Origin of the sequence: Microcella daejeonensis (genome assembly GCF_026625045.1) — a bacterium.
Taxonomy (GTDB): Bacteria; Actinomycetota; Actinomycetes; order Actinomycetales; family Microbacteriaceae; genus Microcella; species Microcella daejeonensis.
In genome coordinates, this window is record NZ_CP113089.1 from 1,592,909 (window position 1) to 1,612,827 (window position 19,919).

The 19,919-nt window shown below is 71.5% G+C and carries 17 protein-coding genes; 13 read left to right on the plus strand and 4 right to left on the minus strand.

What is annotated here, in order from left to right; all coding sequences use genetic code 11:
* Nucleotides 1-70 precede the first annotated feature (70 nt).
* The 3 genes from OVN18_RS07790 (at nucleotide 71) to OVN18_RS07800 (ending at nucleotide 3,294) form a co-directional block, all read left to right on the plus strand.
* Nucleotides 71-1,576 carry a PTS mannitol transporter subunit IICB gene (locus OVN18_RS07790; RefSeq protein ID WP_267780141.1) on the plus strand — a complete coding sequence of 502 codons (1,506 nt, stop codon included), beginning with the start codon at nucleotides 71-73 and terminating at the stop codon, nucleotides 1,574-1,576.
* Nucleotides 1,577-1,697: 121 nt separating this feature from the next.
* Nucleotides 1,698-2,144 (plus strand): PTS sugar transporter subunit IIA, encoded by a 447-nt coding sequence (locus tag OVN18_RS07795; protein WP_267780143.1) that lies wholly within the window; start codon nucleotides 1,698-1,700, stop codon nucleotides 2,142-2,144.
* Nucleotides 2,145-2,148: 4 nt separating this feature from the next.
* Nucleotides 2,149-3,294 carry a mannitol-1-phosphate 5-dehydrogenase gene (locus tag OVN18_RS07800; RefSeq protein ID WP_267780144.1) on the plus strand — a complete coding sequence of 382 codons (1,146 nt, stop codon included), beginning with the start codon at nucleotides 2,149-2,151 and terminating at the stop codon, nucleotides 3,292-3,294.
* A 20-nt stretch (nucleotides 3,295-3,314) separates the two neighbouring features.
* On the opposite strand, the gene OVN18_RS07805 is transcribed toward OVN18_RS07800, so the two are convergent.
* On the minus strand, nucleotides 3,315-4,376 hold the full coding sequence (locus OVN18_RS07805; protein WP_267780145.1) for a DUF4349 domain-containing protein: 1,062 nt from the start codon (nucleotides 4,374-4,376) through the stop codon (nucleotides 3,315-3,317).
* Between the two features lie 571 nt (nucleotides 4,377-4,947).
* Here OVN18_RS07805 and OVN18_RS07810 point away from each other — a divergent pair.
* On the plus strand, nucleotides 4,948-5,808 hold the full coding sequence (locus OVN18_RS07810; protein WP_267780146.1) for an alpha/beta fold hydrolase: 861 nt from the start codon (nucleotides 4,948-4,950) through the stop codon (nucleotides 5,806-5,808).
* A gap of 37 nt (nucleotides 5,809-5,845) precedes the next feature.
* On the opposite strand, the gene OVN18_RS07815 is transcribed toward OVN18_RS07810, so the two are convergent.
* Entirely contained in the window at nucleotides 5,846-6,457 is a 612-nt protein-coding gene (locus OVN18_RS07815; protein ID WP_267780147.1) for an alpha/beta hydrolase, read from the minus strand.
* Nucleotides 6,458-6,637: 180 nt separating this feature from the next.
* Between OVN18_RS07815 and OVN18_RS07820 the strand changes: the two genes are divergently transcribed.
* The 5 genes from OVN18_RS07820 (at nucleotide 6,638) to OVN18_RS07840 (ending at nucleotide 11,224) form a co-directional block, all read left to right on the plus strand.
* Nucleotides 6,638-7,588 (plus strand): VOC family protein, encoded by a 951-nt coding sequence (locus OVN18_RS07820; protein ID WP_267780148.1) that lies wholly within the window; start codon nucleotides 6,638-6,640, stop codon nucleotides 7,586-7,588.
* A 93-nt stretch (nucleotides 7,589-7,681) separates the two neighbouring features.
* Nucleotides 7,682-8,668 carry an aldo/keto reductase gene (locus OVN18_RS07825; RefSeq protein ID WP_267780149.1) on the plus strand — a complete coding sequence of 329 codons (987 nt, stop codon included), beginning with the start codon at nucleotides 7,682-7,684 and terminating at the stop codon, nucleotides 8,666-8,668.
* Nucleotides 8,665-10,005, plus strand: a complete 1,341-nt coding sequence (locus OVN18_RS07830; RefSeq protein ID WP_267780150.1) for an MFS transporter — start codon at nucleotides 8,665-8,667, stop codon at nucleotides 10,003-10,005. The genes OVN18_RS07825 and OVN18_RS07830 overlap by 4 nt, the downstream gene beginning before the upstream one ends.
* A gap of 40 nt (nucleotides 10,006-10,045) precedes the next feature.
* Nucleotides 10,046-10,849 carry a siderophore-interacting protein gene (locus tag OVN18_RS07835; RefSeq protein ID WP_267780151.1) on the plus strand — a complete coding sequence of 268 codons (804 nt, stop codon included), beginning with the start codon at nucleotides 10,046-10,048 and terminating at the stop codon, nucleotides 10,847-10,849.
* Nucleotides 10,850-10,894: 45 nt separating this feature from the next.
* Entirely contained in the window at nucleotides 10,895-11,224 is a 330-nt protein-coding gene (locus OVN18_RS07840; RefSeq protein ID WP_267780152.1) for a hypothetical protein, read from the plus strand.
* A gap of 54 nt (nucleotides 11,225-11,278) precedes the next feature.
* On the opposite strand, the gene OVN18_RS07845 is transcribed toward OVN18_RS07840, so the two are convergent.
* Nucleotides 11,279-12,094, minus strand: coding sequence for an aldo/keto reductase (locus OVN18_RS07845; RefSeq protein ID WP_267782961.1), 816 nt, complete (start codon nucleotides 12,092-12,094; stop codon nucleotides 11,279-11,281).
* A 119-nt stretch (nucleotides 12,095-12,213) separates the two neighbouring features.
* On the opposite strand from OVN18_RS07845, the gene OVN18_RS07850 reads away from it, so the two are divergent.
* A complete protein-coding gene (locus tag OVN18_RS07850) occupies nucleotides 12,214-12,774 on the plus strand; it encodes an NADPH-dependent FMN reductase (RefSeq protein ID WP_267739132.1) in 561 nt (186 codons plus the stop codon).
* Nucleotides 12,775-12,829: 55 nt separating this feature from the next.
* Here the strand turns inward: OVN18_RS07850 and OVN18_RS07855 are convergent, their stop codons facing one another.
* A complete protein-coding gene (locus OVN18_RS07855; protein WP_267780153.1) occupies nucleotides 12,830-14,035 on the minus strand; it encodes an MFS transporter in 1,206 nt (401 codons plus the stop codon).
* A 261-nt stretch (nucleotides 14,036-14,296) separates the two neighbouring features.
* Here OVN18_RS07855 and OVN18_RS07860 point away from each other — a divergent pair, with 261 nt between their 5' ends.
* The 3 genes from OVN18_RS07860 to OVN18_RS07870 all read left to right on the plus strand — a co-directional run bounded on the left by OVN18_RS07860 (nucleotide 14,297) and on the right by OVN18_RS07870 (nucleotide 19,853).
* On the plus strand, nucleotides 14,297-16,765 hold the full coding sequence (locus OVN18_RS07860) for a ribonucleoside-diphosphate reductase subunit alpha (RefSeq protein WP_267780155.1): 2,469 nt from the start codon (nucleotides 14,297-14,299) through the stop codon (nucleotides 16,763-16,765).
* A 167-nt stretch (nucleotides 16,766-16,932) separates the two neighbouring features.
* The gene (locus tag OVN18_RS07865) at nucleotides 16,933-17,916 is read left to right on the plus strand and encodes a ribonucleotide-diphosphate reductase subunit beta (protein ID WP_267739135.1); all 984 of its coding nucleotides are present in this window, start codon (nucleotides 16,933-16,935) and stop codon (nucleotides 17,914-17,916) included.
* A gap of 56 nt (nucleotides 17,917-17,972) precedes the next feature.
* Nucleotides 17,973-19,853, plus strand: coding sequence for an amidohydrolase (locus OVN18_RS07870; RefSeq protein WP_267780156.1), 1,881 nt, complete (start codon nucleotides 17,973-17,975; stop codon nucleotides 19,851-19,853).
* Nucleotides 19,854-19,919: the final 66 nt, after the last annotated feature.

The window sequence follows — 19,919 nt, forward strand, 5'->3', positions numbered from 1 at the left end:
CACTCCGACCCCTTCCCGCACCGCTCACCACCACCAGCACTCCCAACCCACCAGCAAGGAGACCCCCCTCATGACGACGACGTCAGCCCCGCCGGTCAAGCCGAACGCGCGCGTGCGCGTTCAGCGGTTCGGCACCTTCCTCAGCGGCATGATCATGCCGAACATCGCGGCCTTCATCGCCTGGGGGTTCATCACCGCCTTCTTCATCCAGACCGGGTGGACCCCGGTGCCCGCGCTCGGCGGATTCCCGAGCGCCGACGGCACGGAGAACCTCGGCCTCGTCGGCCCGATGATCACCTACCTCCTCCCGCTCCTCATCGCGAACACCGGCGGCCGCATGGTCTACGGCACGCGCGGCGGCGTCGTGGCCTCGATCGCCACGATGGGCGTCATCGTCGGTACGACCATCCCGATGTTCATCGGCGCGATGATCATGGGCCCGCTCGCCGCGTGGCTCATGAAGAAGGTCGACGCGCTGTGGGCGGGCAAGATCCGCGCCGGCTTCGAGATGCTCGTCGACAACTTCTCCGCCGGCATCCTCGGCTTCCTCCTCGCGATCGCCGGCTTCTTCGGCATGGCGCCCGTCGTCACACTGCTGAGCAACGCGCTCGGCGAGGGAGCCCGCTTCCTCACCGAGACCGGCCTGCTGCCCCTGGCGAGCCTGGTGATCGAGCCCGGCAAGGTGCTCTTCCTCAACAACGCCATCAACCAGGGCGTGCTCACGCCGCTCGGCATCCAGGAGGCCCAGGAGACCGGCAAGTCGATCCTCTTCCTGCTCGAGGCCAACGCCGGCCCCGGCCTCGGTCTGCTGCTCGCCTTCACCTTCTTCGGCGTCGGCATCGCCCGCGCCTCGGCTCCCGGCGCGATCATCATCCAGTTCCTCGGCGGCATCCACGAGATCTACTTCCCGTACGTGCTCATGAAGCCGCTGCTCATCGTCGCCCTGATCGGCGGCGGCATGACCGGCATCGCCACCAACCTGCTGCTCGACGGCGGCCTGCGGGCCCCGGCATCGCCCGGCTCGATCTTCGCGATCCTGCTGCAGACCGCGAGCGACAGCTACGTCTCGGTGATCCTCTCGGTGATCCTGTCGGCGACGGTGACCTTCCTCATCGCCTCGGTGATCCTGCGGTCGAGCCGCAAGCGCGACCTGGCCGCGCTCGAGGACAAGGGCGATGCCTTCACCTCGGCAGTCGACCAGAACTCCGCGAACAAGGGCCGCGAGTCCGACGTCAGCCGTCTGCTCGGCACCGACGCCGCGGCCGCCGGCGCCACCACCGACGTGCGCATCCAGAACATCGTGTTCGCCTGCGACGCGGGCATGGGCTCGAGCGCCATGGGTGCGACGGTTCTACGCAAGAAGCTGAAGGACGCCGGCGTCGAGGGCGTGACCGTCACGAACAAGGCGATCGCGAACCTGGATGCCGATGCCGACCTCGTCATCACGCACCAGGACCTCACGCCTCGCGCCGAGCAGGCCGCGCCCGGCGCCGTGCACGTCTCGGTCGACAACTTCATGTCGAGCCCGACGTACGACGACGTCGTGCAGCGGGTGCGCGCGCAGCAGGCTCAGTAGAGCCTGCCGCACTACCCTCGCGCTGAGCCGGTCGCGGCCTCTCCGGTCGCGGCCGGCTCAGCCCCCGTCGCGCAGCATCACCCTGCGCGGCACCCCGATCACGAGAGAGACCAGGATCCCCATGAGCTCCGCCGTTCTGACCACCGACCGCATCATCCTCGACGGCACCGCCCGCACCCGGGAGGAGGCGATCGAGGAGGGCGCGCGACTGCTGGAGGCGGCCGGAGCCGTGACCGCCGACTACGCGGCGGCCATGCACGAGCGCGAGGCGCTCACCTCCACCTACATGGGCAGCCACCTCGCCATCCCGCACGGCACCAACGAGGCGAAGGCGGCCATCCTCGCCTCGGCGATGACCGTCGTGCGCTACGCCGAGCCGATCGACTGGGCGGGCAACCCCGTGCGCGTCGTGGCCTGCATCGCGGGCAAGGACGGCGGGCACATGGCCGTGCTCTCGTCCCTCGCCCTCGTCTTCAGCGACGAGGCCGCCGTCGAGCAGCTGCTGGCCGCCCCCGACGCCGCGTCGGTGCTCGCCCTGCTCGGCGACGTCAACGACGCGGGGGAGTAGCCGCATGACCGCCGTGCACTTCGGCGCGGGCAACATCGGCCGCGGCTTCATCGGCCTGCTGCTGCACGAGGCGGGTCACGACCTCGTCTTCGTCGACGTCAACGCCCCGCTCATCGCCCAGATCACCGCCGCCGACTCGTACCGGGTGATCGAGATCGGCGAGCAGGAGCGCTCGACGGTCGTCACCGGTTTCACCGCGATCGACTCCTCGGCCGACCGCGCGGCCGCCGTCGCCGCCGTCGCGAGCGCCGACATCGTCACCTGCGCCGTCGGTCCGACCGTGCTGCGCTTCATCGCCCCGGTCATCGCCGACGGCCTGCGCGCCCGCTCCGCCGACCTGCCGCCCGTCGTCGTCATGGCCTGCGAGAACGCGCTCGGCGCGACCGATCTGCTGCACGGCCGCATCGCCGAGGCGCTCGGGGACGACGCCGAGGCGGTCCTCGCGCGCGGCGTCTTCGCCAACACCGCGGTCGACCGCATCGTGCCCGCGCAGGATGCATCCGACCTCGACGTGCGGGTCGAGCACTTCTGCGAGTGGGCGATCGAGACGGGGCCGTTCGCGGGCGCCGTGCCGAGCATCCCGGGCGCGCACTTCGTGCCCGAGCTCGCCCCCTACATCGAGCGCAAGCTCTTCACCGTCAACGCCGGCCACGCGGCCTGCGCCTACTTCGGCCACCTCGCCGGGGCGGCCACGATCGACGAGGGGATGCGCGTTCCGAGCGTGCGCGCGGCCGTCGAGGCCGTGCTGCTCGAGACCTCCCGGCTGCTCGTCGACCGCCACGGCTTCGCAGCGGCCGAGCAGGACGCCTACCGCGAGACCGCGCTGCAACGCTTCGCGAACCCGGCGCTCGCCGACGGCGTCGACCGGGTCGGCCGCCAGCCGATGCGCAAGCTCTCGCGCGACGAGCGGTTCCTCTCGCCCGCGCGCGGCCTCGCCGACCTCGGCGTCGCCCCCGTCGCGATCCTCGCGGCGGTCGGCGCCGGCCTGCGCTTCGACGTCGCCGACGATCCCGAGAGCGTCGCCCTGCAGCAGCTGCTCGCCTCCGAGGCGAGCGACGAGCAGATCGTCGCCGAGGTCATGGGCGTCGTCGCGGGGGAGCCCCTCGCGGCCCCGCTCGCGAGCGTCGTCGCCGAGGTGCGCGCGGGCTGAGGTCGCTCCGCGCGCCGGTGTCAGTCGAGCGGTGCGCCGGCGGCGGGTGCCGCCGACTCCTGCGGCGAGGCGGAGGGGGCGGGCATCACGGCATCTCCGGCGGCCGCGCGCTCGGCCTCGTGCCGGCGGCGCGCGCGCCGCAGCACGAGCAGGGCGACGAGCACGATCAGCCCGAGCACGAGCAGCCAGGGCAGCAGCACGCCGAGCACGACGAGGGCTCCGCTGAGGAAGGCGAGCAGGGCATCCCACCCGGTCTGCAGTCCCGACAGGAACGTGTCGGGCTCGTCGACCGGCGCCGTCTGCTCGCTGCCGAGGGTGAGCCGCAGCGTCGACAGACTGACCTGGTCGGCGAGCGCGCGCTGCTGCGACTGCAGGCTCTCGAGCTCCGCCTGCCGGTCGCTGATGGCGGTCTCGAGGGCGATGAGCTCCTCGACGTCCCCCGCGGAGCCCTGCAGTGCGAGCAGCCGCTCGACCGACGACGACAGCGCACCGATGCGGGCCTCGACGTCGCGCACCTCGCGGGTCACATCGCTCGCGCTGAGGCTGAGCTCCTCCGACTCGCCGAGCTGCTGCAGCTCGTCGATCACCTCGGTGAGCTGCGCCGACGGGATGCGGAGCACGAGCTCGGCCCCGCCCCGGTCGCCCTGCCGCGGAGCGAACTCGTTCCGCCCATCGACGCGGCCGTCGGCGCGCTCCACGATCCGGGCCGCCTCGGCCGCGGCGTCGAGGGGCTCGGCGACGGTGACGTAGAGGGAGCCGGTCGTGATGACCTCGCGGCCCGCGTCGGAGCCGTCGACGAGGTCGCCCGTCCCGCCGCCGTCGGCGTCGCCGCCGCTCTCGCCGGTCGGGGCATCGACGCCGGGCTGGAAGGTCTCCGCGGGCATCGGCATGCCGTCGGGGCCCACGAATCCGCCGCTCTCGTCCGAGGCGGAGTCGGCGGCGCCGGTGCAGCCCGCGAGGAGCAGCAGCAGGGCGAGGGAGGCGGCGAGCGCGCCGCCGCGGGAGCGCCGCGCGGCGCGGGTCGAACGGGAGGATCCGGCCGGCGAGGCGGGCTGTGCGCGGCGGGCGGCGTGTGCGGTCATGCGGCGACCGTACGGAGCGGGCCCGGCGCGCCGCCACCCAACGTTTCGCGGAGTGACGTGTTCGTTATCTGACCGCTCGCCGACAGTGCCCTGGAGGTGATCTGCGAACGGACGATCCGGCTCGTCGGGATGGGTACCGTCTGACCAGGCCCTGTTCGCGAGTAGTCCGGGGAGGGCCGACAGCCTGCGCGACTAGGGGTGGACGCGAAGGACGAAGGGGCCGACCGGGTCGGCCCCTTCGTTGCGTCCGCGGGTCGACGACCGATCCCGACCCCGACCCTTGGCATTCGATCCCGACCCTCGGCATTCGACCCCGGCGGTCCTTCCAATCCGCAGGACTTCCATGACGTCCCCTCGCGATGCTCCTGCAGAGTGGAAGGAGCGCGAGTGGGAGACCGAGGTCCCCGCGGCTGATGACGCGCGCCGCCCGGTCGATGCCCGCCCGCGTGCACCGGCGCGACCCGGCCCCTCCGCGGCGACCCGACCCGGCGACCGCGACCCGGCCCCGCCTCGGCGACCCGACCCCGTCACGCCGAGACGCGGCATAGGCTCGCCCGCCATACTCGTCCCCATGGGCATCCTCGATCGCTGGCTGCGGCCCGCCCCCGAGCTGCACGTGGCCGGCGACACCGCCGATCCCGACCGTGCGGGGGAGGGCGTCCCGGTCACGCCGGCGGACGCCCCCGGGCCGACCGTCGTCATGATCCACGGCATCGCGAGCTCCTCGGTGACGTTCCAGAACCTCGTGCCGCTGCTGTCGCCGACCCATCGCTGCATCACCATCGACCTGCTCGGCTTCGGCCGCTCGCCGGCCCCCGCCGACGCGAGCTACACCCTCGAGGAGCACACCGCCGCGGTCGAGGCCGCCATCCGCGCGCTGCGCCTGCGCGAGCCCTTCGTGCTCGTCGGGCACTCGCTCGGCAGCCTGATCGCCACGCGCTACGCGGCCACCCACCGGCGCGAGCTCGACCGCCTCGTGCTCGTCAGCCCGCCGATCTACCTGCCGCCGAGCGTCATCGGTGATCAGCGCGACCGCGCCTCGATGGGCCTCTACTTCTCCGTCTACGAGTTCATGCGCGCCAACCAGCAGTTCACGACCGCCGCCGCCGCGGCGCTCGCGCGCATCGCCCCCATCAAGAACGTGCTCGACGTGACCGAGCGCAACTGGCAGGCCTTCGTGCTCTCGCTGCAGAACGCCATCGAGACCCAGACGACCATCGCCGACCTCGCCTCGGTGCCGGTCGCCGTGGACGTCGTCTACGGGACGCTCGACCCCTTCCTCGCCCCCGGCGGCCTCAAGATCGCCGAGCAGCTGCGGCACGTCACGACCACCAGGGTGAACGGCGTCGACCACATCGTGCGGCGCAAGCTGGCGCGCGCCGTGGCGCGCATCATCGACGCACCCCCGGCCGCTCCGGCGCCCCCGGCCTGAGCCGGCTGGCGCGCCCCCTGCCTGAGCCGGCCGCGCGCTACCCCGCGAGCAGCCGCCGCACCGCGGCGAGCGCCGACTCGGGCACGTGGTGCTCGTTCCCGGCGCGCACGTCGAGTCGAGCATCCGCCCCCGCCGTCTGCAGGGCCTCGAGCGTGTCGCGCACCCGCACGAGCGGCACCCAGGGGTCGTCGTCGGCGGCCTCCAGGTAAACGGTCTGGCCCTCGAGCGAACGCGATGAGGCGACGTCGGTGCCGGCGGGGCCGATGAAGCCGCCGGTCAGTAGGGCGACCGGTCCGCGGATGCCGGGCCGCGTCAGCAGGTGGTGGGCGAGCAGGCAGGCGCCCTGCGAGAAGCCGACGACGGCGATGCGCGCGGGCTCCGCACCGAGCGCGACGGCCTCGGCGAGCAGTGCGTCGATGCGGTCCAGCCCGGCGTCGAGCTGCGGCTGGTTGGCCTCGTAGGGCTCCATGAACGGCGCCGTGTACCAGGTGGCGCCGGGCGCCTCGGGCAGCAGCCAGTGCAGCCCGGGGTCGCCGACGCGCTCGGCCAGGCCGTGCATGAACACCGCCCCCTGCCCGCGTCCGTGCACCCCGATGACGATGCGCCGGGCCTCGGCGGGGTCGGCTCCGTGGTGCAGCAGCTCGGTCATCGCGCCCCTTCCGACGGGATGCGCGCCCCTCGCGCGCGGTCCCATGTTCGCATAGCGGCTATTTGTCCGTAAAGCGGCTGAATTCCGCCGCGCTCCCTTGTGTATGCATTTGCATGGATGTACCGTCGCGAACAGCGGTACGAACCGGCTCGACCAGCCCCCTGATCAAAGGAGATCTCCATGGCCTTCATCCACGGCAGCCACCACATCACCCTCTGCGTCGGCACCGCGCAGGAGGACGTCGACTTCCACACCAAGACCCTCGGCATGCGCTTCATCAAGCGCACCGTGCTGTTCGACGGCGCCACCGCGATCTACCACCTCTACTACTCCAACGCCACGGGCGACCCGAGCTCGGTCGTCACGACCTTCCCCTTCGCGCAGGCGGGCCTCTACGGCACGCAGGGCACCAACCAGGCCCGCGAGGTGCTGCTCTCGGTGCCCGCCGGATCGGGGGAGTACTGGCAGAAGCGCCTCGCCGAGCACGGCATCGACGCCGTGCGCGCCGACGTCGCCGGCACCCATCGCGTGGTCTTCCGGCACCCGTGCGGGCTCGAGTACTCGCTCGTCGAGGTGACGGGCGACCCGCGCGAGGGCTACACCAGGAACGGCGTGCCGGCCGAGTACGCGGTGCACGGCATCTACGGCGTGGGCATCCACGTGACGACGCCCGATCGCACCGTGGAGTTCGCCGACACCCTGTTCTTCAACCAGGCCGTCGGCGAGGAGGACGGCCGCATCACGCTGCGCCCCGGCGAGGCGCAGTACGGCAACACCATCGAGCTCATCCCCGACACGACGAGCGATCAGGGCACCTGGCACTTCGGCGCCGGCACCATCCACCACACCGCGTGGAACGCCGGCACCCTCGAGAACCAGACCGAGGTCAAGTTCGACATCGAGGGCGCGGGCTACACCGACATCTCCGAGCTGAAGGACCGCAAGTACTTCAAGTCCGTCTACGTGCGCACGCCCTCCGGCGCGCTCTTCGAGATCGCCGTCACGCACGCGGAGGGCGGCTGGGACTGCGACGAGTCGCCCGAGGAGCTGGGGTCGAGGTTCCAGCTGCCGCCGCAGTTCGAGGACCGGCGCGACGAGATCCTCGACAGCCTGGAGCCCATCGAGGTCTAGGTCGTCGACACGAGCGCGGGCTCGGGTTCTGCGGGTGGTCGCGGGGCCCGGGCCCGTACCCTTCTCCCGACCGGGCCGCCGTAGGCTGAACGCATGAAGACCTCCACCCTCGGCCGTACCGGCGCGACCGTCTCCTCCATCTCCCTCGGCACCTGGCAGCTCGGCGCCGACTGGGGCGACGTGAGCGACGAGGATGCCCGTGCCGTGCTCGACGCCGCCGTCGAGTCGGGCGTCACCATGTTCGACACCGCCGACGTCTACGGCGACGGCCGCAGCGAGCAGCTCATCGGCCGCTACCTCGCCGACCGCCGCGACCTCGATGTGCTCGTCGCCACCAAGATGGGCCGCCGCCTGCCGCAGGAGGTCGAGAACTACTCGGCCGAGAACCTGCGCGCCTGGAACGACCGCAGCCGCAAGAACCTCGGCGTCGACACCCTCGACCTCACGCAGCTGCACTGCCCGCCCACCGCGCTCTACTCCGTCGACCGGGTCTTCGACGACCTCGACGCCATGGTCGCCGAGGGGCGCATGCGGGCGTACGGCGTGAGCGTCGAGACGGTCGAGGAGGCGCTCGCCGCGATCGCGCGCCCGAACGTCGCCACCGTGCAGATCATCATCAACGCGTTCCGTCTCAAGCCGCTCGACGCGGTGCTGCCCGCCGCGATCGACGCGAACGTCGGCATCATCGCCCGCGTGCCGCTCGCCTCGGGCCTGCTCAGCGGCCGGTACACGAGCGAGACGACCTTCGCCGAGAACGACCACCGCAACTACAACCGCCAGGGCGACGCCTTCGACGTCGGCGAGACCTTCTCGGGCGTCGACTACGAGAAGGGCGTCGCCGCCGCGCAGGAGTTCTCGGCGCTCGCCGCCGAGTACGACCTCGCCCCGGCGACCGCCGCCCTGGCATGGCTGACGCAGGTGCCCGGCGTGAGCACGGTCATCCCGGGCGCGCGCTCGCCCGAGCAGGCCCGCATGAACGCGGCCGCCGGCGGGGTCGAGCCGCTCGGCGCCGAGTTCCACGCCCGCGTCGTCGACCTGTACGACCGCAGCTTCCGCGCTGCCATCCACGACCGCTGGTGAGCACCGGGGCGGCCGCGGCCGAGCCCCGAGGCCTCGGCCGCACCTTCGGCAACGTCTTCACCGCCAACCTCGTCTCGAGCCTCGGCGACGGCATCGCGCGCACGGCCAGCCCGCTGCTCGCGGCGCGGCTCACCGACGACCCGGTGCTCATCGCCGGGCTCGGGGCGCTGGCGATGCTGCCGTGGCTGTTCTTCGCGCTGCCGTCGGGCATCCTCGTCGATCGGATGGATCGCCGTCGCGCCCTCGCCCTCGCGGCGGGCGTGCGCACGGTGCTCGCCATCGGCCTGCTCGCGCTCGTCGCGACCGACACCCTCACGATCGCCTGGCTCTACCTGCTGATCTTCGTCTACGGCGCGTGCGAGACCCTCTACGACGGCGCCATCCGCGCGGTCGTGCCGAGCATCGTGCCGAAGACGAAGCTCGCGCGCGCCAACAGCCGCATCGAGGGCGCCGAGCTCGTCGTGCAGAACTTCGCCTCGGCGCCGCTGACCTCGCTGCTGTTCGCCTTCGCCGTGCTGGTGCCGCTCGGGATGCTCGCCGTCGCCTTCGGCCTCGCCGTGGTGCTCGCGGTGCTGCTGCCGCAGGCCGCCTCGGGGCGGCAGTTCCGCACGGCGCGCGAGGGGGCCCCGGCCGAGCCCGTCGTGCCGTTCCGCCAGCAGTTCCTCGACGGCTGGCGCTTCATCGTGGCGAACCGTACGCTGCGCACCCTCTGGGCCTTCACCATCGTCACCGGCCTGCTCTACGCGGCCTCGTCGGCGACCCTCGTGCTCTTCGTGCTCGACGAGCTCGCGGTGCCCGAGGCCGGGTTCGGGGCGTTCCTGCTCGCCGGCGCCGCGGGCGGCGTCATCGGCTCGGTCGTCGCCGCGCGCCTGAGCGCCCGGTTCGGGCTCGGCGCGACGATGGCGGCGATGAACCTGCTCGCCGGCGTCTGCACGCTGCTCATCGGCGTCTGGCCCGAGGTCGGGCCGGTGTTCGTGCTGTTCGCGATCGAGTCGGGCGCGATCACGATCTGGAACATCCTGATGATGAGCCTGCGCCAGGCGGTCATCCCCGGCCGTCTGCTCGGTCGCGTGCACGGCACCTGGCGCACCCTGCTGTGGGGCACGATGCCCTTCGGCTCGCTCCTCGGCGGAGGGCTCGCGCTCTTCGGCCTCCCCGTGCCGTGGATCGTCGGCGGCATCGCCATGACCCTCCTCGGCCTGGTCTTCTACCGCTTCCTCATGTCGCTGCCCGACCCCGAGACGATCGACAACGGCGACGAGCCGCCCGCTGCGACCGGGGCGATCCCGCACCAGAACCCGCCCTCCGAGCCCCCGGGGCGGCCGGCGGTCGAGTAGGCGCACGATCGTCGACGACGGGATGCGCGAGCATGGGGTCATGCCGTTCACCCTCGCCCGCCATCCCGCCGTCGTCGTACCCCGCCCGGTGATGCTCGCCGGGCGCACCGAACTCGCTCCGGGCTTCGTGCGGCTGCGCCTCGCCGAGGGGGAGCCGGGCGCGCTCGAGGGCTTCGACGCTCCCGGCTCCGGCGACCACTTCCGCATCGTCGTCGCGCTCGACGCCGAGGGGCGCCCGGCCGGCGCCGCGAGCACGTACACCGCGGTGGCCTGGCAGGTCGCGTCCGAGCCGCGCTGGGTCGACATGGACGTCGTGCTGCACGACGACCATGCCGACGCCGCGGGGGAGTCGTCGCCCGAGCCGCGCGCCGGCGTCGCCCGCTGGGCCGCCGCCGCCCCGATCGGAGCGCCCGCCGTCATCGCCGGCCCCAAGGGCTCGGTGCTCATGACCGGACGGCCCGAGCGCGTGCTGCTGGCCGGCGACGACACCGCCGTCCCCGCGCTGCGCCGCTACCTCGGGATGCTCGGCCCGAGCACCCGCGGCGAGCTGCTGCTCGAGACGCGCCACGACCCGGCGGCGCTGGGGCTCGAGGTTCCGGCGGGCGTCGAGCTCAGCATCCTGCCGCCGGTGCCGCACGAGCCGGGCGCCGCGATCGCCGCCGCCCTGACGGATCGGCCGCGCCCCCTCCCCGCCCCCGTCGCCGGCGACCCTGACACCGCCGCTCACGACGTCTTCGTGTTCGTCTGCGCCGAGCAGTCGGTCGTCGCCCCCGCCCGGGCGATGCTCGCCCGCTGGGGTATCCCCGTCGAATCGGCCGTGGTCAAGGGCTACTGGAAGAGGTAGCGTGAGCCTTGCTCGGCGCTCGATCGTCGAGTTCGAGGGGGATCCATGACCGACGCTGATGCTCCGTACCCGGCGACGCCGGTGCTCGTCGCCTCCGAGCGGCCCGTCGCGCCGAGTGTGCGGCCGGCCGTCTGGCTCGCCGTGATCGCCGTCGTCGCGCTCATCACGAACGCGTTGATCGCCGCGATGCTCTGCGCGATCGGGGCCATCGTGTTCGCCCTCTCGGCGCGGCGCGAGCTGCGCGCCGATGAGTCGCTCGCCGGAACGCGCCGGTCGCTCGCCGCGATGATCGTCGGCTCGATCGTGCTGGCGTTCCCCGTGCTGCTCATGGCCGCGCCGATCGTCGCGTCGTCGCTGTTCGCGGTGCTGGGGTAGCGCGGCTGGGATAGCGCGGCGCGTCAGCGCTCCGACCCGCCGACCCAGGGCCGATCAGCCGTGGTCGTCGGGGTGCAGCCCGGTGCGCTCGCCGGTCTCGAGCGACGCGATCGCCACCATGTCATCGGCGTCGAGCATCCAGTCGACGACGTCGGCGTTGGCCCGCACGCGCTCGAGCGAGGTGCTCTTCGGAATGATGATGAGGCCCTGCTGCACGTGCCAGCGCAGCGCCGCCTGGGCCGCGCTGCGCCCGTGCTTCTCGCCGATCGCGTCGAGCACCTGGCGGTCGCGCGAGCCCGGCTCGAGCACGCGGCCGCGGGCGAGCGGGCTCCAGCTCTCGGTGAGCACGCCGTGGGCCGCATCGGCGGCGCGCACCGCCTGCTGCGGCAGGTGCGGGTGCAGCTCGACCTGATTGACGGCGGGGGCCACGCCCGTCTCGTCGATGATGCGCGTCAGGTGGTGCGGCTCGAAGTTGCTGACGCCGATCGAGCGCACGAGGCCCTCCTCGCGCAGCGCGATGAGCGCCCGCCACGCCTCGACGTAGCGGTTCTGCGTCGGCGCCGGCCAGTGGATGAGGAACAGGTCGAGGTAGTCGAGCCCCGTCTTCGCCAGGCTCTCGTGGAACGCCCGCCGCGTCTCGTCGAGTCCGTGCCGGTCATTCCACACCTTGCTGGTGACGAAGAGCTGCTCGCGGTCGACGCCGCTCGCGCGCACGCCCTCGCCGACCTCCTTTTCATTGAGGTAGAGCGCGGCGGTGTCGATGTGCCGGTAGCCGGCCTCGATCGCGCCGTGCACGAGAGCCGCCGTCTCATCGGCGGCCACCTTGTACACGCCGAGACCGATCTGCGGGATGCTCCGGCCGTCGTTCATCGTCAGCAGGGGTGCGAATGCTCCAGTCACTCCGCCAGTATCCCGGCATCCCCCGACAATCGCGTGGGAGGCCGCCGGGCCCCGGAGCGCTGCGCGACGGCATGCGCTTGGCTCGACCCATGACCCGTCTCATGATCATCGTCGGCAGCACCCGTCCCGGCCGCATCGGCCTCCCCGTCGCCGAGTGGGCCCGCGAGCACCTCGCGCGCCTCGACGGCGTGGAGATCGACTTCGTCGATCTCGCCGAGCTCGCCCTGCCGTTCCTCGACGAGCCCGCGCACCCGGCGAAGCGCGCCTACACGAAGCCGCACACGATCGCGTGGAGCGAGCGCGTCGACGCGGCCGAGGCCTTCGTCTTCGTCACCCCCGAGTACAACCACTCCTACTCGCCGGTGCTCAAGAACGCCGTCGACTTCCTCTTCCAGGAGTGGAACGCCAAGCCCGTCGGCTTCGTCAGCTACGGCGGGCTCGCCGGCGGCACGCGCGCGGTGGCCGCCTACGAGCCCGTGCTCACGACGGTGGGGCTCGTCAAGGTGCCGTCGAACGTCGAGATCGCCGGCGTCGGCGGCAAGGTCGCCGACGGGGTCTTCGCGGGCGACGAGAAGGCGGTCTCCGCGCTCACGACGATGGGCGAGCAGCTCGTCGCCTACAGTGCGGCGCTCGCGGGCCTGCGCGGCTGATCGCGCGCGGCCCGCGTGGAGGGCGGCGCACGGAGGGCATCCCGCCGCTGCGCCCTCAGCTGATGGTCGAGACCGGTTCGGTGTCGGCCTGCGGGCTGGCGTCGCGACCGCGCAGATCGGGGTGGGCGCGCACGAACACGATCGGGATGACCGTGCCGAGCAGCGCGAACGCCGCACCCGCGAGGAACCCGCCCGAGGCGCCCTCCGCATCGATGAGGAACCCGGCGACGGCCGAGCCCAGCGCCGCGCCGATGAGCTGGCCCGTGCCGACCCAGCCGTACGCCTCGGCCGTCTCGCTGAACTTCACGCTCGCCGAGACGATGGCGAACATGACGGCGAGCGCGGGGGCGATGCCGGCGCCTGCGATGAGCAGGGTGAGCGCGAGGCCCCAGAAGTCGAGGAAGAACGCCGCGGCGGCGGTGCCGACGAAGACGACGGCCATGCGGCGGGCGAGCGCCCAGGGCCCGATCGGGATGTGCCCGAAGGCGAGGCCGCCGGCGAGCGAGCCGATCGCCCAGATGGCGAGCACGATGCCGGCCTCGGCGCCGTCCTCGCGGAAGTTCGCGACGACCGCGGCCTCGATCGCGGCGCAGGCGCCGACGAGCAGGAACCCGACGACCGTCGCGAGCAGCACCGGCGGGCGGGAGAGCACGGCGCCGAAGGAGCGGCGGGAGCGCGGGATGCGCACGCGCCCGACCTCGGGGGAGGCGAGGAACCACACGCCGCCGCCGATGAGGAAGGCGCCCGCGAGCACGATCGCGGCGACGGTCGAGACCTGCGTGGCGACGAAGGTGGTCATGACGGGGCCGGCGACCCAGATGATCTCCTGCGCGGAGGCGTCGAGGGAGAACAGCGGGGTGAGCTGCTTCGAGGTGACCATCTTCGGGTAGATGGTGCGCACGGCCGGCTGGATCGGCGGGTTCGCGATGCCGCCGATGAACCCGACGATCATGTAGCCCCAGATCGGCAGGCTCGCGAAGGCGACGACGGCGAGGCTCGCGCTGCAGATCACGAGCGTCAGGCTGATGACCGGGCGCATGCCCCACACGCCCATCCAGCGGCTCGTCAGCGGCCCCGCGATGGCCTGCCCGATGCTCGTGGCGCCCAGCACGAGGCCGGCGGCGCCGTAGGAGTCGAAGATCTGCTCGATGTGCAGCAGGTACGCGAGCGAGATCATGCCGGAGGGGAACCGGGCCGTGAGCTGGGCGGAGATGATGCGGGCGACGCCCCGAGTTCTCAACAGGTCGCCGTATCCGCTCACGAGAGCACAGCCTAGACCGCGCCGCCGTCCGGTCGCCGCCCCCGGATTCCCGGCGATCTCACGGCCCGGACGGCGTGTCGGTGGTCGGTGCCAGCATGGGGATAAGTCAGCGGACTTATGCACAGCTGTGGACGACACGCCCACTACATGTAGTGGTGTGCCTTTCCCGCCGACCCCGATATATAGTGGCGGAGCCGCCGGGGGCGGACACCAGATTTCAGCACAGCACCGGGCCCGTCAGGGCTCGAGAGGAGAACGCACGTGAGCATTACGGTCGTCAAGAGAGACGGGTCGCGCGAGCCCTACGACGCCAACAAGATCAACCTGGCGATCGAGCACGCGGCCGTGGGTCTCGACCCCGACATCACGTGGGTCACCCAGATCGCGAGCGAGCTCGAGCTCACGCTCTTCGACGGCATCACGACCCAGCAGCTCGACGAGGCGGTCATCCAGGTCGCCCTCCAGAACATCAAGGACGACCCGGCGTTCGACATCGTCGCCGCGCGCCTGCTGCTCAAGACCATCTACAAGCGCGTGCTCGGCGACTACTCGACGCCCGCCGAGCTCAAGCAGCTGCACCGCGAGCACTTCGCCGCGTACATCCACCGCGGCGTCGACGAGCAGCTGCTCGACTCGCGCTTCCCCGCGCTGTTCGACCTCGACCGGCTCGCCGAGGCCCTCGAGCCGGCGCACGACGAGCTGCTCAAGTACATCGGCGTCGTCACGCTCAACAACCGCTACGGCATCAAGGCCCGCAACAACGAGCCCCTCGAGACCCCGCAGTACTTCTGGATGCGCGTGGCCATGGGCCTCTCGCTCAACGAGGCCGACGCCACGAGCCACGCCATCGCCTTCTACGAGAAGATGTCGAAGCTCGAGTACCTCGCGGCCGGCTCCACGCTCGTCAACGCCGGCACCAGCTACCCGCAGCTCTCGAACTGCTTCGTCATGGAGATGCAGGACGACATCGAGCACATCGCCAAGAGCGTGCGCGACGTCATGTGGCTCACCAAGGGCACCGGCGGCATCGGCCTCTCCGTCACCAAGCTGCGCGCCCAGGGCTCGCCCATCCGCTCGAACAACACCTCCTCCACCGGCCCGATCCCCTTCATGCACACGATCGACTCGGTGCTGCGCGCGGTCAGCCGCGGCGGCAAGAAGTTCGGCGCGCTGTGCTTCTACATGGAGAACTGGCACATGGACTTCCCGGAGTTCCTCGACCTGCGTCAGAACTCCGGCGACCCCTACCGCCGCACCCGCACCGCCAACACCGCGGTCTGGATCAGCGACGAGTTCATGAAGCGCGTGCAGAACGACGAGGACTGGTACCTCTTCGACCCGCTCGAGGTGAGCGACCTCAACGAGCTCTACGGCAAGGCGTTCTCGACCCGGTACGCCGAGTACGTGGCGATGGCCGAGCGCGGCGAGCTGAAGATGTTCAAGAAGCTCGGTGCCCGCGAGCAGTTCAAGCAGATCCTCATTTCGCTGCAGTCCACGAGCCACCCGTGGCTCACGTGGAAGGACACGATCAACAACCGGGCCATCAACAACAACACCGGCACGATCCACCTCTCGAACCTCTGCACCGAGATCTGCCTCCCGCAGGACCGCGACAACATCTCGGTCTGCAACCTGGCCTCGATCAACCTCTCGCGCCACATCGAGAACGGCCGCATCGACTTCGCGAAGATCGAGCAGAGCGCCCGCCTCGCGGTGCGCCAGCTCGACAACCTGATCGACATCACGGTGTCGAGCGTCGACGAGGCCGATCACGCCAACCAGAACAACCGGGCCATCGGCCTGGGCGTCATGGGCTTCACCGACGTCGTCGAGAAGCTCGGCTTCTCGTACGACTCGGAGGAGGCCTTCGACCTCATCGACGAGATCATGGAGCACGTCTCGTACGCGGCCATCGACGAGTCGACCGAGCTGGCGAAGGAGCGCGGCTCGTACGCGAACTTCGAGGGCTCGCGCTGGTCGCAGGGTCTCGTGCCGCTCGACACGATCGACCTCACCGAGGCCGACCGCGGGCTCGAGGTGCAGGTCAACCGCACCACTCGCCTCGACTGGGACGCGCTGCGCGCCAAGGTCAAGGGGGGCATGCGCAACGCGACCCTCATGGCCATCGCGCCCACGGCATCCATCGGTCTCGTCGCCGGCACCACGCCCGGCCTCGACCCGCAGTTCTCGCAGATCTTCAGCCGCTCCACGAGCTCGGGCAAGTTCCTCGAGGTCAACCGCAACCTCGTCGCGAGCCTGCGCGAGCACGGCCTGTGGGAGCGCGTGCGCGAGAGCATCCTGCGCAGCCAGGGCGACATCCAGAACATCGCCGAGATCCCCGACGAGATCAAGGCGACGTACAAGACGAGCTTCCAGCTCTCGCCGTACGCGTTCCTCGAGGTCGCGGCCCGCGCCCAGAAGTGGATCGACCAGGCCATCAGCCGCAACATGTACCTCGAGACTCGCGACGTCGACGAGATGGTCGACATCTACACCGCCGCGTGGAAGAAGGGCGTGAAGACGACCTACTACCTGCACATGAAGCCGCGCCACACCGCCGAGCAGTCGACCGTCAAGGTCAACAAGGCCGAGGCGATCAACGCGAACAACGCCAGCGGCCGCAAGGGCTTCGGCGCCGCCTCGTCCTCGGCTCCGGCCGCGGCCGCGCCGGCTGCTGCCGCCCCCGCCCGCAAGGGCTTCGGCTTCGGTGGCGCGAAGGCGGGCAGCTGATGAGCTCCGCTCCGACGACGACCATCTCCACCAATTCTTTCGCCTACGAGGTCCCGATCGACCCGATGGACGAACTGCACTGCGAGAGCTGCCAGTAACAGCCGCTCCTGCTGGGCATCCACCCCGATCCCTACCCCGTTCGCACTAATCACGAAAGGCTCGACACCATGGGCATTCTCGGCACCGGCATCCAGGAGGGCCTCCTCCTCAAGCCCGTCACCTACCAGTGGGCGATGGACCTCTACGACCAGGCTGTGGCGAACACCTGGTTCCCCAACGAGGTTCAGCTCGGCGAGGACATCGCCGACTTCAAGAAGATGACCGACGAAGAGCGTCACGCCATCACGTTCCTCATGAGCTACTTCAACCCGAATGAGCTGCTCGTCAACAAGGCGCTCGCGTTCGGCGTCTACCCCTACGTCAAGGCTCCCGAGGCGCACCTCTACCTCGCGAAGCAGATGTGGGAGGAGGCGAACCACTGCATGAGCTTCGAGTACGTGCTGGAGACCTTCCCGATCGACCGCGCCGCCGCGTACGACAGCCACGTCGACGTGCCGTCGATGGCGCGCAAGGAGGAGTTCGAGGTCAAGTTCATCCGTCGCATGACGGAGGACACCCTCGACATCACCACCACCGAGGGCAAGCAGGACTTCATCCGCAACCTCGTGGCGTACAACGTCATCCTCGAGGGCATCTGGTTCTACTCGGGCTTCATGGTGGCGCTGTCGTTCCGCCAGCGGAACCTGCTGCGCAACTTCGGCTCGCTCGTCGACTGGATCGTGCGCGACGAGTCGCTGCACCTGAAGTTCGGCATGAACCTCATCCTCACCGTGCTGGAGGAGAACGAGGACCTTCAGACCGAGGAGTTCGCCGCCGAGATCCGGCAGATGATCCTCGACGCGGTCGAGATGGAGTCGGCGTACAACCACGACCTGCTGCCCAACGGCATCCTCGGTCTCAACGCCAACTACATCAACCAGTACGTCAAGTACCTGGCCGACCGTCGTCTCGAGGAGCTCGGCTTCGAGCCCGAGTACAACGTCTCGAACCCGGCGAAGTGGATGGCGACGGCGAACGACACCCTCCAGCTCGTCAACTTCTTCGAGTCGACGAACACCTCCTACGAGGTCAACGCCAAGACCTCGGCGTAGTCGACCGTCTGAACCCCTGGCGCTCGCGCCCTTTCCCAGCCCCCGACCCGCGGCCCGTGCCCCACGCAGATCTCCTCCTCACCGGCGGAGTCGTCTACGCGGGGCCGGGCCGCGGTGCTGCTCCCGGTGCCTCTGCCGGCGGCTCCGCCCCCGGGGCGCTCGAGGTCGCCGTCGTCGAGGGGCGCATCGCGGCGGTCGCGCCCGAACTCGCCGACTGGCGCGGGCCCGACACGGTCGTGCACGACCTCGCGGGTGGAATGCTGCACGCCGGCTTCGTCGACGCGCACATCCACCCCATCCAGGGCGGCCTCGAACGGCTCGGCTGCGACCTCAGCGAGGGCTCGACGGCCGCCGACTACGGCCGGATCATCGCGAGCTACGCCGCCCTCAACCCGCCGCGCGGCTGCGACGCCTCCCGCGCCTGGATCACCGGCGGCGGCTGGGCGATGAGCGCCTTCCCCGGCGGAACCCCGACGGCGGCCGTGCTCGACGACATCGAGCCGATCCGCCCCGTCTTCCTCTACAACCGCGACCACCACGGCGCCTGGGCCAACTCGGCCGCCCTCGCGCTCGCCGGTATCACGGCCGATACCCCCGACCCGGCCGACGGCCGCATCGAGCGCCTGCCCGACGGCCGCCCGAGCGGCACCCTGCACGAGGGCGCGGCGGCCCTCGTCGCCGCCGTCGCCCCTGCCGCGACGCCCGACGACGAGTACGCCGCCCTCCTCGAGGCCCAGCGCTACGCCCTCAGCCTCGGCATCACGGGCTGGCAGGACGCCATCGTGGGCGACTACTTCGGCGCGAGCGACACCGCGCTGGTCTACCGCCGGGCGCTCGCCGAGGGGCGCCTGGCCGTCGACGTGGTGGGCGCGCTGTGGTGGGACAGGGCCCGGGGGGTCGAGCAGCTGCCCGAGCTGGTCGCGCGCCGCGAGCGGCACGCGGCCGAGCTCGGGCCCGGCTCCCGCTTCAGACTCGCGGCGGTCAAGATCATGGCCGACGGGGTGGTCGAGAATGGCACCGCGGCCATGCTCGACCCGTACCTCGGCGCGGTGGCCTCGGCCGAGCATCCCGCCGGCATCGCCTTCGTGGGCGGGCAGGCCCTGACCGACGCGATCGTCGCCATCGACGCGGCCGGCTTCTCGGCGCACGTGCACGCCATCGGCGACCGCGCCGTGCGCGAGGCGCTCGACGGGTTCGCCGCCGCCCGCGCCGCGAACGGCTGGTCGACGCCCGGGCGGCACTGCATCGCGCACCTGCAGGTCGTGCACCCCGACGATGTTCCGCGGTTCGGCGAGCTCGGCGTCGTCGCCAACGCGCAGGCGCTGTGGGCGGCGAACGAGCCGCAGATGCGCGAGCTCACCGTGCCCGTGCTCGGCCCCGAGCGCGCCGCGCACCAGTACCCCTTCGCCTCGATCGCGCGGGCGGCGGCGCCGTTCGCGGGCGCCGATGCGGGCGCTCCGCCGGCCGATGCGGGTCGGGATGCTCCACCGAGGCTCGCCGCCGGCAGCGACTGGCCCGTCTCGACGCCCGACCCGTGGCAGGCCATTCACGTGGCGGTGAATCGGCGGCATCCGGAGGACGACGCCGACTTCGACCCCGAGCCCCTGCTGCCGCACGAGGCGCTCGCGCTCGCCGAGGCCCTCGACGCGTACACGGCCGGGTCGGCCTGGCTCAACGGGCGGGGGTCCTCCGACTCGGGGGCGGGAGCGCCGAGCGGCGTCATCGAGGTGGGCGCGGTGGCCGACCTGGCGGCGACCGACCGAGACCCCTTCGCGGGGCCCGCGGAGAGCATCCACGCGACCCGCACGGTGGCGACCTGGATTGCGGGCCGCCGCCTATCCTTGACCACGCCGGCGGGGCGACCGTGGACGGCATCGCGCGGAACACCGTCGGTCACGACGTTCGGCGAGCGGACAACCCGAGCGCGCCCATGGTAGGGCTACGCGCATGCACCAGCGTGAAAGGGTGACGTCTGAACGGTCGCGGATGGCGCACGCGTCAGG